This is a genomic window from Oligoflexus sp. (assembly GCF_035638955.1).
Lineage (GTDB): Bacteria > Bdellovibrionota_B > Oligoflexia > Oligoflexales > Oligoflexaceae > Oligoflexus.
Window position 1 is genome coordinate 15,119 of record NZ_DASQYZ010000296.1, and the last position, 13,741, is coordinate 28,859.

General features: G+C 53.8%; 8 protein-coding genes and 1 tRNA gene. 5 read left to right on the top strand and 4 right to left on the bottom strand.

Annotated elements, in window-relative coordinates; genetic code table 11:
- The first annotated feature begins 125 nt into the window (after window positions 1-125).
- Complete coding sequence (locus VE954_RS27260) at window positions 126-2,855, top strand: ATP-binding protein (RefSeq protein ID WP_324958838.1); 2,730 nt, start codon at window positions 126-128, stop codon at window positions 2,853-2,855.
- Here VE954_RS27260 and VE954_RS27265 read toward each other — a convergent pair.
- Genes VE954_RS27265 through VE954_RS27275 form a run of 3 tightly spaced genes read right to left on the bottom strand, consistent with a single transcriptional unit; the run spans window position 2,847 to window position 6,618 of the window.
- Complete coding sequence (locus VE954_RS27265; RefSeq protein ID WP_324958840.1) at window positions 2,847-5,084, bottom strand: xanthine dehydrogenase family protein molybdopterin-binding subunit; 2,238 nt, start codon at window positions 5,082-5,084, stop codon at window positions 2,847-2,849. The two genes, VE954_RS27260 and VE954_RS27265, sit on opposite strands and share 9 nt — an antisense overlap.
- The gene (locus VE954_RS27270; protein ID WP_324958842.1) at window positions 5,081-6,076 is read right to left on the bottom strand and encodes a xanthine dehydrogenase family protein subunit M; all 996 of its coding nucleotides are present in this window, start codon (window positions 6,074-6,076) and stop codon (window positions 5,081-5,083) included. Before VE954_RS27270 ends, VE954_RS27265 begins: the two co-directional genes overlap by 4 nt.
- Window positions 6,073-6,618, bottom strand: coding sequence for a (2Fe-2S)-binding protein (locus VE954_RS27275; RefSeq protein ID WP_324958844.1), 546 nt, complete (start codon window positions 6,616-6,618; stop codon window positions 6,073-6,075). The genes VE954_RS27270 and VE954_RS27275 overlap by 4 nt, the downstream gene beginning before the upstream one ends.
- A 314-nt stretch (window positions 6,619-6,932) precedes the next feature.
- Here VE954_RS27275 and VE954_RS27280 point away from each other — a divergent pair.
- From VE954_RS27280 to VE954_RS27295, 4 genes are all read left to right on the top strand, one after another.
- Window positions 6,933-7,009, top strand: a tRNA-Val gene (locus tag VE954_RS27280).
- Between the two features lie 128 nt (window positions 7,010-7,137).
- Window positions 7,138-9,486, top strand: coding sequence for a RecQ family ATP-dependent DNA helicase (locus tag VE954_RS27285; protein WP_324958846.1), 2,349 nt, complete (start codon window positions 7,138-7,140; stop codon window positions 9,484-9,486).
- Window positions 9,487-9,632: 146 nt separating this feature from the next.
- A complete protein-coding gene (locus tag VE954_RS27290) occupies window positions 9,633-10,079 on the top strand; it encodes a hypothetical protein (protein WP_324958848.1) in 447 nt (148 codons plus the stop codon).
- Between the two features lie 255 nt (window positions 10,080-10,334).
- Window positions 10,335-12,908, top strand: coding sequence for a glycosyl hydrolase (locus VE954_RS27295; protein ID WP_324958850.1), 2,574 nt, complete (start codon window positions 10,335-10,337; stop codon window positions 12,906-12,908).
- 5 nt (window positions 12,909-12,913) lie between these two features.
- Here the strand turns inward: VE954_RS27295 and VE954_RS27300 are convergent, their stop codons facing one another.
- Complete coding sequence (locus VE954_RS27300; RefSeq protein WP_324958852.1) at window positions 12,914-13,315, bottom strand: hypothetical protein; 402 nt, start codon at window positions 13,313-13,315, stop codon at window positions 12,914-12,916.
- Window positions 13,316-13,741: the final 426 nt, after the last annotated feature.

Here is a 13,741-nt window from a genome sequence, read left to right on the forward strand (position 1 = left end):
TTGAATGCCTTCCATTCACCATGAACATTTTCAAGAGCGCCGGGAGCAGCCAGGCATTTTCTACCCATAGGCTTCCGCTTTCGCAGACCGATACGCCTGGTGGGATATTGGTGAAGGAAAAATATTTGAGAATTTTGCCATGGGTTCTATACATAATCTTCTGCACTCAGGCCCGCTCTGAGTCCAAGGCTCCCGTATGGCCAACCTTTGGTATCGATGACTCACTTCGCGCGACCGCCCAGGATCCCGCAATCAATCTGGAATCCCGAGCCGCGGTGGAATTCGCGATCCAGGATTATCCGAACCTGCACGTGGCCTGGCTCCGGCAGAAAATGCAAGAATTGAATCCGGAAGCCAAGCCTGTGGCCTGGGTTCGAGCCTGTTGGGCCCTCACCAATATTGACCATGTGGAAGACCAGCCGTACATGCTGGAGACTCTGGCTCACTGCGTGGAAAAAGCTGAGCATAACCAGCTCTATCTGGAATGGGCGGACCTGGCCTATAACCTTCTCAATTTTCGACTGCCCGATCACGATCTGCAGGAATATGAAAAGCACCTGTCCGCACTCGTGGCCAAGGTCAGGACCTTTCAGGACCCCAATGCTTTGGCCTTTATTCTATCCATGTATGCGATCGACCTGATGCGCTTCAAAATTCTGGACCGGTCCCTGCCGCTGATCAGCGAAGCCTCTTCGCTCATGGAATCCACCCCTTCACCTTCCCTGATCGCGTACAGCCTGACCAAGAATGCCCTGGGTAACAGCCTGCGTTACCGCGAACTTCATGATGAAGCGATCGCGATGGATCGCATCCTGGCGGAACGCTATGCGGAGCTTGGAATCCGTATGCTGACCCTGCGTATTCGCTACAGTCTGGGTTTTAGTCTGCTCTTCCAAAGTGAACCCAACTATGCGGAAGCGCGGACGGCTATGGTCGCAGCCTCGAAAATGGCGGACGATATCAAATATCGTTCGATGCGAGGTTCCTCATCTTCGCTCCTGAGTCTGATCAGCAGCCACTACGGTGAGCATGACAATGCCGTAAGGCAGTCCCGCGAAGCTGTCGAAATCTTTATCGCCGAGGGTGAGCAGCTGTCGCAAGCCTATGCCGAGAAGCGCCTGGCGGAGGTTCTGATCGCTCAAGGCGAATTTCAAAAAGCCATGATGGAGCTGGATAATGCCCAGCGCAATATGATCGATCAGAATCAGGAGTTCAAAAAAGAGCTCAGCTGGTTCCGTTATAAATGCTGGCTGGGGTTGCACGATAAAGCGCGGGCGTTGGCGGCTCTTGAAACGTACACCTTGATTGCCGAGGATCTGGCCAAACAACGGGAAAAGAATGAATACAACCGTGCCGCAGCCTCACTCGGTCTGCAGCTGGCCCAGGAAAAGACCAAAACCTTGGAACAGGAAAATCGTTGGCAATCCGCCCGGCTGCAGGAAGCCGAGCGTTTTCGCCTGCTCGTCCTCATCCTGGCCGTCCTTTCGATCAGTACGCTCAGCTTTCTTTTCGTGGCCTTGCGGCAGATCAAAAAAGTTCGGCTCAGCCGAGCTGAAATACAAAGGATCCTGGATAATATCGACGAGGGCCTCCTGACCGTCGATGCGAAGCAGACTATTGGGCAGGATTATTCCCATCATTTGAGTCAGATGGTCGGCATCAACCGCCAGATCGCGGGCCAGGATTTCGTCAATACCGTCTTCAGTTCCGCCGGCGTACCCAGTGAAACCCGAGCCATCACACGTGAAGTTTTAAATGCCACTCTCCACGAGACGCGCCTGGCCTGGGATCTCAACGCCGATAATCTGCCCAAGGAAATTCATATGGGGCCCGAGGGTGAGTCCACCTTCCTGCTGCGATGGATACCCATCTGGAACCGCGCGGATACCCTGGATCGCATTCTGGTCAGCCTCACCGATATCACACAGACCCGGGCTCTGGAAAAAGCCCTGGGAGCTCGTGATAAAAAGCTGCGGACCCTTCCGGAGACCCTTCGCGAGCTTTTGGCCGTAAAGCCCGATCACTTTGAAGGCGTTATGCATCAAACGGAAACGACGCTGGCTCGGCTCGATCAGGTTTATGATTTGCCCACCGTGTTGCGCGAACTTCATACGCAAAAGGGCCTGGCTCGAACGCTGGGCCTGCGGGAGTTGAGCCAGGATCTGCACGATATGGAATCGGCGTTGCAAAATCCCCAGGCTCACCCCAGCTGGCAGGAATTAAAGGTCGAGGTCCATGAACTCATCCTTGAGTATCGAACCTTTGCCAACATCCTTCACCAGGAACGCCGCAGCCAAACACAAGAAGCCAGCTGGCTGGCCACCGCATTGGACGCGCATCTTCAAACCTGGCGCGAGCACATGAACCAGGCCCGTCTGCCCATCCATGAATTTCAAGTCATGGATGGGATCCTGAAGTGGGATGCCGAGGATCTTATGCTGTGTCGCGATATCTGTTTGCATGCCATCAATAACAGTTTGGATCATGGGTTTATTTTTCCCCAGCAGAAGGGCGAAACATTACCGCCACCCATCCTGAGTATACGGGCGCAAAGGCAGGTGGATTCCATTATTTTGGAAATATCAGACAATGGCATTGGCCTGCAGAATTCCGTTCTGGAAAACCTGGCCAAAGAACGCAAATTCATGCCCGGTCCCGGTGAAACTTTGGTCGATGTCCTCTTTACCGAAGGCGTGAGTTCAGCGGACAGCGTAACGATAACGAGCGGACGAGGGATCGGACTCGCCGCGGTCAAGACCCGCGTCCTCGAACACCGAGGGCGGGTCAGTCTGCATCACAATCCCAACGGGCGCGGCACAGTCCTGCGCGCGGAATGGCCAGCCGCGTTACGATGAAAAGCCCACTTTATCCAGCGTAAAGGGCAGGTCCCGCAGACGCTTTCCCGTCGCATGGAAAATCGCATTCCCAACGGCTGCCGGCACGCCCACAATCCCGATTTCACCAAGGCCTTTGATACCAAGAGGATTCACAACCTTGTCCTCTTCCTCGACAAAGATCACGTCGATATCGTGAATATCAACCTGAACCGGAATATGGTATTCCGCCAGATCATGATTCATGAACCGGCCTATTTTATGGTCCATCATCGATTCCTCTTGCAAGGCCATGCTCAAACCCCACACGACACCGCCCAAAATCTGACTGCGGGCTGTGAGCGGATTCAGGATTTTTCCGGCCGCGACCGCTGACACCACACGCGTGACGGCGACCGTTCCAAAATCCTCATCCACTCGGACTTCCACGAACGCCGCCGAGTGCGTGACGCGGGTGAAACTTTCCTGTTTGGCGACATTGGGAATGGATTTGACCTCTTCGTCCAACGCGCCAACGCCTGCATAGCGCAGAATATTGGTGATCGAGAGCAACTGCTTGGGATTGGACTTCAGATGAACAAAACCATCGGCAAACACAGCATCATCATAGCCCTGTTTGGCAAAGGGTGATCCATCCAGTCCCCTGGCCAGATCAAAAACTTTCTTGCGCAGCTTTTGACAAACGGCCTGCACAGCGGTTCCCACCGAAGACGCTGTGAACGAGCCACCGGAAAGGGGCGCAAAGGCCAGCGACGAATCGCCCAATTTGAAAACGACATCAGCCATAGGCACGCCCATGGTTTCGGCTGCGATCTGGCTCATGATCGTATAGGTGCCTGTTCCAAAATCAGAGGTCGCGCTGCTGACGATCAAACGTCCGTCGGCCGTAAGGATGGCCCGAGCGGCGGCAGGTCTTTGATAGGCTTCCCACATGCCTGTCGCCATGCCCCAGCCGATCAGCTGATGACCTTCGCGCATCGAACGTGGTTGCAAAGGGCGTTTCGACCAGCCGAACCGCGAGGAGCCCTGGTCATAACAAGCCATCAGTTCCTTGCTGGAAAACGGTTTATCATGCACGTGATCACGCGAGGCATAATTGCGGCGACGGAAATCCAGAGGATCCAGACCCGCGGCAAAGGCCATTTCATCGATCGCGGTTTCCAATGCATAGACGCCACTCGCGGCTCCAGGCGCCCGCATATCCAGAGGTGTGTAGGTATCCAGCCGCGCGATCTTATGCCCCAGTTTGATATTGTCGCAGCGATAGGCGGACCCGGACCAGGCCACGAGTTGTTCCGTATAATCTTCAAACTGCGAGGTTTCCGAAATGGCTTCATGCATGATGGACTGCAGCTGCCCGTTGTCATCCGTACCCATTTGAATGGTATGCAGCGAACGCGGACGATGACCAAAGGTGAACATCTGGGGACGGGACAAATTCACCCGCACCGATCGCTTCAGTTCCAACGCGGACATCACAGCTAGAAACAGCTGATATTGTGGCCTCAGGCCCGATCCAAAGGCGCCCCCGACAAAGGGAGACAGGATGCGTACCATGTCTTTTTTCAGATTGAACACATTGCAGACATAGGTCTGGGTATTGAGAACGCCTTGGGTTTTATCGAAAATCGTCAGCTTTTCACTATCCTCCCAGATGACAGTCGAGGCATGCGTTTCCATGGGATTATGATGCTGCATCGGTGTCGAGTAGTGACCTTCGATGGTCACGGAGGACTCGGTCAAGGCGACTTCAGGCTTGCCGCGTGGTTTCGGAGGCGGCTCGTAGCCTGACTTGCTTTTCCCGGGTTCAAGCGCCTTATCTTTTTGGGATTCGAGTGACGTCACGGATGGCTCAACGCCGTATTCGATCGCGATCAAGGAGGCGGCATAGCGGGCCACGTCAAGCGATTCCGCAATGACCAAAGCCACCGGCTGGCCGCTAAACAGAATACGATCCGAGGCCAGAGGACGGAATGGTGAACCGTCGGGACTGTCATCGTCGCGATAGCTGCGATCAAACCATGCCGTCCGGGGGCGATTTTCATGAGTAAAGATTGCAAGAACACCTTTGATTTCGAGCGCCCGCCGCGTATCGATCGAGCGGATCCACCCCTTGGCAATTCCACTGGAAACCACACAGCCGTGAGTTAATTCGGGTACGATGATATCAGCAGCATAAGGCGCCTGACCGGTCACTTTCAAAGGACCGTCCACCCGCGGCAGAGACTGACCCATCACTGATCCACTCATTGTGCAACCTCCTGACCAGCGGCCTCGTATAAACCGCGAACAACGGCCCGATGCGCCAGCTCGATTTTGAAATTGTTGTAACCATGACCTTTGGCGCCTTGGAGCAGAGCCTCGGCCACCACATTAAAATCCGCTTCATTGAGCTTTTTATTTTCGATCAGGGCCTCGGCTTCATGGCGACGCCAGGGTTTGTGGGCTAAACCACCCAGGGCAATTCGGGCTTTTTTAATAACACCTGATTCGATGTGCAGACCTGTGGCCACAGAAATCAGCGCAAAAGCATAGGAGCTGCGATCGCGCACTTTGATATAACTGAAATGCTGCGCAAAACCCAGGGCGGGAAGCGTGATGCCGGTGATGAGTTCATCCGCTTTCAAATTGTTATCGATTTCCGGCGTGTCACCCGGGAGTCGATGAAAATCAGCAAAGGGTATGACCCGCTCACTGTCACGCGATTGCACATGAACATCAGCTTCCAACGCGGCCAGGGCCACGCACATATCCGAAGGATGCACGGCAATGCACGAGGGACTGTCGCCCAGGATAGCATGAATGCGATTGACCCCGGAGAGAGCGGAACAGCCGCTGCCAGGCGAGCGCTTGTTGCAAGGCGTAGCGATATCATAAAAATAATAGCAGCGGGTGCGCTGCATCAGGTTGCCACCGGTGGTCGCCATGTTGCGAAGCTGAGGCGAAGCACCGGCCAGGATAGCCTTGGATAAAAGAGGATAGCGGGCTTCAATCAGCGGATGCCAGGCCAGATCACTGTTCGTCACCAGGGCACCCACATGCAGTCGGCCATCGCTGGCCTCGGTGACGTCACGGAGTGGCAGTGGATTGATATCCAAAAGATGTTGGGGGCGCATGACATCGGCTTTGATCAAGTCCAATAAATTGGTGCCGCCGCCGATAAAACGCGAGGCGGGTATTTCCCGGATCCGCGCGAGAGCCGTCCCTAAATCAGGAGATTTTTGATAGGAAAATTGCATCATGACAGACTCCCCTTCCCTTGCTGGGACATCACGCTTTCAATCGCGGCCAGAATATTCGGATAGGCGCCGCATCGACAAAGGTTGCCACTCATCAGCTCCCGAATTTCGGCGGGTGTTTTGGCTTTGCCCTCGGCCATCAATCCCACCGCCGAACAAATTTGCCCCGGTGTACAGTAACCGCACTGAAAGGCGTCCGCTTGGATGAAGGCGTCCTGCATCGCGGACAGTTCATCTCCCTGAGCCAGACCCTCGATGGTCACGACGTCCGCGCCGTCCTTCATCACCGCCAGAGTCAAACAGGAATTGATTCGTTTGCCGTCGAGCAAAACCGTACAGGCCCCGCATTGTCCATGGTCACAGCCTTTTTTGGTCCCGGTTAAACCGAGCTCCTCACGCAGAGCGTCCAGGAGCGAGGTCCAGGCCTCGACATGAAGCCGCGTCTTGACACCATTCACGGTCAAATGGATCGGCTGCGCTGTTTCGGATCGTTGAATGCGTTTCAAGGCTGGCTTTTGCAGTTCCCCGGTCCCTGGTCTTTCCATTCCACAACTCCTTTGCGATCGTCACATGGTGGCCGGTGACATGGGCCTTTATCCCAGCATCGGGGATGGACTCTAACGCACCGACTCTTCATCCATTTCATGCATGCCTGCAGAAAGAACGTTGACCCCTATGCAAACGCAAGGCCATGCTGGGAACGAATCCAACCCATGCAAAACCGCCATATCGCGCGTCAACCACCAATTTCTTCACGTTGGCGCTTGACAAGATTCCAAAAACTTAATAATTTCGCCTCCTCCCAAGATGGGACGAGTGCTGATTTTGAGCGTCGTTCAAAATTTAGCAGAGTGACTACGGGGTCATAGCTCAGTTGGTTAGAGCGATCGCCTCACACGCGATAGGTCGAAGGTTCGAATCCTTTTGACCCCACCATTTCCTTCCCATACGGCACCAGTCCGAACAAACTGCACGCGTCTGCCTGCCCTTTCATTCAACAAAAAATATATCGTCAAGACGAAGCCATACGATGAGCCAGCGAACGGCGGAGTAAAGGAAACAGCATGGACGGCGGATTCGTTTACGTTATGAGCACCCCATCGATGCCCGGGATTTTCAAAATTGGGCAGACCACCAACATCACCAAAAGGCGAGCCCAGCTCTCCAGCTCCACAGCGACTCCTATGCCCTTCAACTGCGCCTATAAAGTGTTTACCCCGCAGCATGTGGAATTTGAAAAAGCCCTTCATAAGGAACTCGAACCCTTCCGCGTGAATGACTCCAAAGAATTCTTCCAATGCCCCTTGGAAATTATCAAACACGCCTTTCAGGTGGCTCACTATAAGCGCTTTGGCACTCTATGCCCTGCCCCCGATACCATCCCTGAGACGGATCCTGACACAGCCTATCAACCCCCTGAGACCCAGACGATGCGAACGGCACCTCAACCGGCGCCAAGGAATCCGTCACCCCTCACGGGTGATCAGATCACGGCCGCGCTCGAGACCTACTTCGGTTTTTCCACCTTTCGTCCGGGCCAGCGCCAGATCATTGAACAGCTTTTGGCTGGCCAATCTTCAGCCGCGGTCTTCCCCACCGGCTCAGGCAAATCCCTTTGCTATCAGCTGCCGGGTCTCCTGCTGCCGGGCCTGACCCTCGTTATCTCTCCGCTGATCGCACTTATGAAAGACCAGATCGATGCCCTCCTGGCGAAAGGTATCCAGGCCGCGCGCCTCGACTCCACCCTCACCAATAACGAGTATCAGGAGGTGATGCGCGGCGTCCGAGGTGGGGGGATTAAAATTCTTTATGTGGCGCCGGAGCGCTTCATGAATGAACGCTTTCGCTCGGCCATGCAAGGGATCCGGATATCCCTCTTTGCGGTCGACGAGGCTCACTGCGTGTCCGAATGGGGCCACAACTTTCGGCCCGATTATCTGAAACTTTCCCTCTTCGCCAGATCATTCGGTGCCGAGTGCATTCTGGCCCTGACGGCGACAGCCACCCCTGAGGTCCTCAAGGATATCTGCCGGTCCTTCGATATTGAGACGATCCATGCGGTCTGCACCGGATTCTACCGACCCAACCTCACTCTCCTGACCATGCCCATCGAGAATTCAAGGCGCGATGACCAGCTCCTGGACGATCTTCGCCGCCAGCCGGCCGGCCCGACTATCATCTATGTCACCCAGCAAAATAAGGCCGAGGAAGTGGCCCAGATGCTCTTTGAAAATGGGCTTCAGGCCAAGGCCTATCATGCAGGAATGAAAACCGAAGACCGCACAGCCACCCAGGAATGGTTCATTCAGTCAAAAGCCGGAATCGTGGTGGCCACCATCGCATTTGGAATGGGAATCGATAAGGCGGACATTCGGTATGTGTATCACTACAACCTCCCCAAGAGTTTGGAGAACTATTCGCAGGAAATAGGCCGGGCAGGTCGTGACGGTGTGCCATCCCTTTGCAAGCTTTTCGCGTGTCCTGATGACATGAATGTCCTGGAAAACTTTGTCTATGGCGACACGCCGACCATGGAAGCCATGCAGAATCTGATAACTTTTGTCTTTTCCCATACCCAATCGGGATTCGATATAAGCCTCGACGAAGCCAGTGACACCTTTGATATTCGTACGCTCGTCCTAAAGACAATCATGACCCGACTCGAACTCGCTGGGTATGTAGAGGCAGGCACCCCTTTTCATGCTAAATACCAGATCAAGACACTCCTGCCCTGGGAGGAAATCGTAAAATCCCTCCCCGAGGATCGGCGATCTTTTCTAAGGGCCATGACCACCCACATGAAGAAAGCGCGCCTATGGTCTGACCTCGACATCGAGGGAGCTATCACGGGAATGAAGACCAGCCGGAGTCGAATCGTTGCCGAGCTCACCGATCTTGCCGAACAGCAAGTGATCGAGCTCAAAACGGCGAATTTCCGAACACCGTATCGGATCATGAACCGTCCCCAGAATTTTAGCGAGCTCGCCTCATCCCTTCATAGCCAGATGCTCGACCGGGAGATGGCTGATCTCCAGCGGCTGAACAAGGTTCTGGATTGGGCGGTCCTCCACAGCTGTCAGACACGGGCCCTGGGTGAATACTTTGGGGAGAAAATGGAAGGGAACTGCGGGCACTGCTCAGCATGCCTGGGGGACAAACACATGATGCCAACGCGCCGAGAGCCACCCCACCACATCCTCGAAAAAATTGTCGAGAGCGCCCATGAGCTCCAGAGAGCCCATCCTGAGTTGAACCTCGACCCAGTTTCACTCACAAGGTTCTTCTGCGGCATCAGTTCACCCAAGCTCATCCGAGCCAAGCTTGGACCAAGACATCAGCTGTTCGGTATACGCTCAGATACGCCCTTCAACAGCATTCTCAAAATTATCAAGCAAGGAAACATGGGCCGTTGATGCGCCCCATCAAAGTCAATATTACGCAGAAATTCTATGCATAACCCGTAATATAACCTAAAAAATCAGGTTTCAATTGGCCAGCCAACTCTCAACTTTTCTGCGAAAACCTTGTAGGACTGAAACCAACTATAAGGAGAATGACTATGAAACTCTTGATCACACTCATCTTAAGCTTGGCAGGGTTTGCCGGATCCCTTCATGCTGCAGAAGTGGTTCTGCAAGAAAACCTGGCTTGCACCGCAGACATCAACAAATGGGGTTATTCCAGCAATTGTTCATGTCAGGGTCGGACGCGCTACGACCAGAGGGTTGGCTACTGCATTCGTGGTGCTTATAAACCTATAACTGTCAGCGGAAGCATCGTTGCCGGCCTTGTGGCTGTCGGTGGCGAGACCACGGGCATCGCGTTACAGACCTTTGATTCGCCTTCGGTGCGCTATGAGCTGGTTTTGCAGACCAAGGATTTTGAGAAACTTTCCCAATTGAACGGCGTGCCCTTTGAAGTCGTAGGGGATTACATTGTGCTCCCCGGTGTGGAAGCTGCACCACGGCCTGCCATTATCGTGAAACAACTTCATTGGCTCGACTGAAGAGATAAGAGACGCTCGTCCCGAGCGTCCTCGCATCCTCCCTTTTGTTTTGTATATGGACTAAATTTTCACCTATTTTCAAGCGCTCCAGCGCCTAACCCATGTCATATGTCACAGGGCGAACGCTCCTGCTTTATAAATCTTCACAACTTTTGGGTATAAATAACCCTTGCCCACCCCTCCCATTTAGTTCTTTATTCGAACTAATTAAACACAACATCGTGGCTTTATAAATTTCACGACGTCGGGGGGTCTATGACAAACGTCCAATGGATATTCAAGCTTCTATGGCTATTCCTGGCCACAAACATCATGAGCCCAGCGCTGGAGGCCGCAAAGGGATCTTTTGCCCCCGCAGGCACCCAGGGTTCGCAGGACAATGGAGCCCCTGGTTTCATGTATCGGGCCCCGGTCAACCGCACTTCAAACATACCCAACAACCAGCCGGTCCCCTCGAACGATTGGTGGACCGGTATTCTGGTTCGCAGCGATACCGTGACGATGGCAGCGTATCCCTTGATCTATGGGCTCGCCAGGAGAGACGGAAATGGCATTGCCATAGCCTATAAAGATAGGGGTTTCGTGGCGCGTACGGCCGGTGGCGCGGTCCTGGGCTATAGCAAACAAAACTGGAAGATCGAGTCGTCCGTGGAATACGACCTCGTCGTCTCGAACAGCCTGGCCGAAGCGAGCGTGCAAACGAAATTGGCAAGCTACGGCGACTGGCACATCAATCTGGTTACTGCGGACAGAAACGGTCATGAAATGCACAGCACAATGGCTGCTGGCAGTCCGTTTTCGTACTATAGCTTTGTCCATGGACAGCCACGCGTTCACATTTCGGATGCTGATGGCAATGGCATTCGCTTCTACAGCAAAGACGGCGCGGAAATTCCCTTGGCTGTCGGGCAAACGTATACCGGGGATCACCTGATTGTGAAATTCACCGATCGGCGCTCGAGACAACCACGCTGGTATGGACTGTTCTCAGCACAGGGGGCCGTCTGGAAACGAGAGGAAGCCAACCAGCTGACCATCCAGGGTACGGCCGCGACTTTTTTAAACGTGGCCCTGCTCCCGAATCAATCGACACAATCCATCCGGGCCAAGGATGCTTCCCTCGTCTACGCTCACGCCTATGCGAAGATCATCGAAACACGTTCGGAATATAAATATGATGAAGCCACGGCCACCATCACCACCGATTTTACCTTCAAGACCACTCTTCAGCGCCAGGGCGAGGGTTTTCAAAGCACGGTCCTGACCACCCTCTTTCCCCATCAATATAAACATCTGGAGTCAGCCCAGGGCCTCGTACCCGATGCCGCTGTCAGCACCATGCGAGGCAGCCTGCGTTACTTCGAAGGCAACACCTTCCGGACCAGACTTATCAATCACGGTATCCTACCCATGTTCAACGAACCCAACGCGTCGCCTGGCTATGATCGAACCAAACTCCTTCAGTATCTGCAGGATGAACAGTATGTGGTCGATCCAGGAGTTTATGGACCGGACACCTATGGTGGCAGCAAAGCCTTTCTGCGCGCCGCTGAATACCTGATCATGGCCGACAAGCTCGGCAATCCTAAAATCACAGCCTATGACCCCAATCAACCGGCTTTCTTCGCCAAACAGGCGATCACGGATACCCTGTATAACCTGTTCGAAGACTGGTTTACCTACGCTCCCGGCCAGGAAAAGATTTTTTGGGGTGATAGCAGGCCTTATGGCTTCATGACCTATGATCCGCCCTCGTCCACCAGTTTTGGTCAGCTCACCGGCTGGCGTGCCGCCTATGGTTCTCAGGCTCTCAACGATCAGCACTTTCATTACGGTTATATGATTCATGCCGCCTCCATCCTGGCTCTTTATCATCCGACCTTCACCCTGGATTTCTCCTGGGCCATGGATCAGGTCATCCGTAACATTGCCTCGCCCGATCGCAACGATCCGCAGTTCCCTTATCTCCGATATTTTAACAGCTATGCGGGGCGTAGCTTTGCCAGCGGCTGGTATTGGGATGATAACAATCAAGGCAACGATCAGGAATCCACGTCGGAAGCCATGAATGCCTGGGCAGGCGTTTACCTTTGGGGTCTTGTGACCGGGAATAAAACCTATCGTGATCTGGGCCTTTACATGTACTGGACCGAAAAAAGTGCGATCGATGAATACTGGCTCGATGTCGACAACGAAAACCTGAATCCTGATTATCCCTACACCCACGCTGTGATCCTGCGCGACACGGCCTACGAGTTTGATACGCACTGGGGGTCGTTCCAGATTGAGGAAATTTATGGCATCCAAACGCTTCCCACGACGGCAGCCACACTTTATTTCGGACTCAATCAGACCTATGCCAGGCGTTACCTTGATGAAATGCTGAGCATCAATCGGGGCACCAACGGTGGCCATAATTTAGACCCTAGTGAACAAACAGTGGCTTCAGCATGGGATGGCGTTACGCTGCGACTGATGGCTCTGGTGGATCCGACGATGGCTCTCTCGGAATTCCGATTTGGGAAAACGTACTTTCCTTATGATTATGAACATACGGCGATTCAGGCTCACGAGACCTGGGCCGCGACCTACTATTTTCTGCATAATTTGAATGATCTGGGCCATCCCAGCCCGGATTACCTGGCTGATCAGCCGTCCTACGGTGTCTTCAAAAAAGGCGACCATTATAATTTCGTGGCCTTCAATCCATCGAAAAGCCAGCCTATGACGATTCGTTTTAAGGATGTGAACGGTCGGGTCGTACTCACAATTCCGAATATCCCGCCGTTGAAAACAGTTTCGGTACGCAATGAGCGACAGATCAAATAGCGTCATCACAAAACATGAGGGGAACTTTTGTCCAGTTCGGGCCTTTCGTTTGCCGCGCAGCGAAACAACAAAGCCGACCCTACGAAGAGTCCGACGAAAGCTCCGTTCAGGATCGAAAGCTCGAGCGGCCCGCTCCAGGGCCGCCCCAACCCGGCGGTCAGCGCGATCACGGCCACCAATGTCTGAGCTAGCGCCATAGCCAACAGGGTGCGGGCCATTCCAAGGGGGCGGAACCGCACCATAAGAGCGCCGATGATGCCGACGGCGAGCACTCCAAAGTACATGATGTTAGCCGGATCACCATCTCTCCCAATGATGCCGACGCCAAGGCTCAGCCAGACGAGTATCATGGCTGACGCAAGTGCGATGCCAACAGCGAAGCGGTATGGGGTGTTACTCTTTTTCATCGTTCCTCCTGATGGTGTTCATGATCCTTATCGGTCTCAAATGACGAAGGCGATAGCGTCAGACCACACAATTCAACCCAAAAAACCTTATGAAACATTTTCAGGGACATGGAAGCTATCTCCCACCACCATGAGGTGAATCTGACAGCCAACGTACCGGGCTACTATGGGGACAGCCTGAAGTCTATGTGAAGGGAATGTGAAGTGGCTTGATAGGTCGCCATGTCGAGGCCCCTTGAGTTCAATTTGGATCACAAATTGCTATCGCACCTCCAACGGTACCTCAATCGTGGAGAAAAGAAATGAGTGGCGCGCGAAGACTCTGGGTTGTCCTGGCAGGAGTGGTTATCACGTCCTTTGCCGTACTTGGCTACTATGGTCGGGAGATCTACCGACAGGCTCCACCGGTCCCTTCGCAAGTCTTGA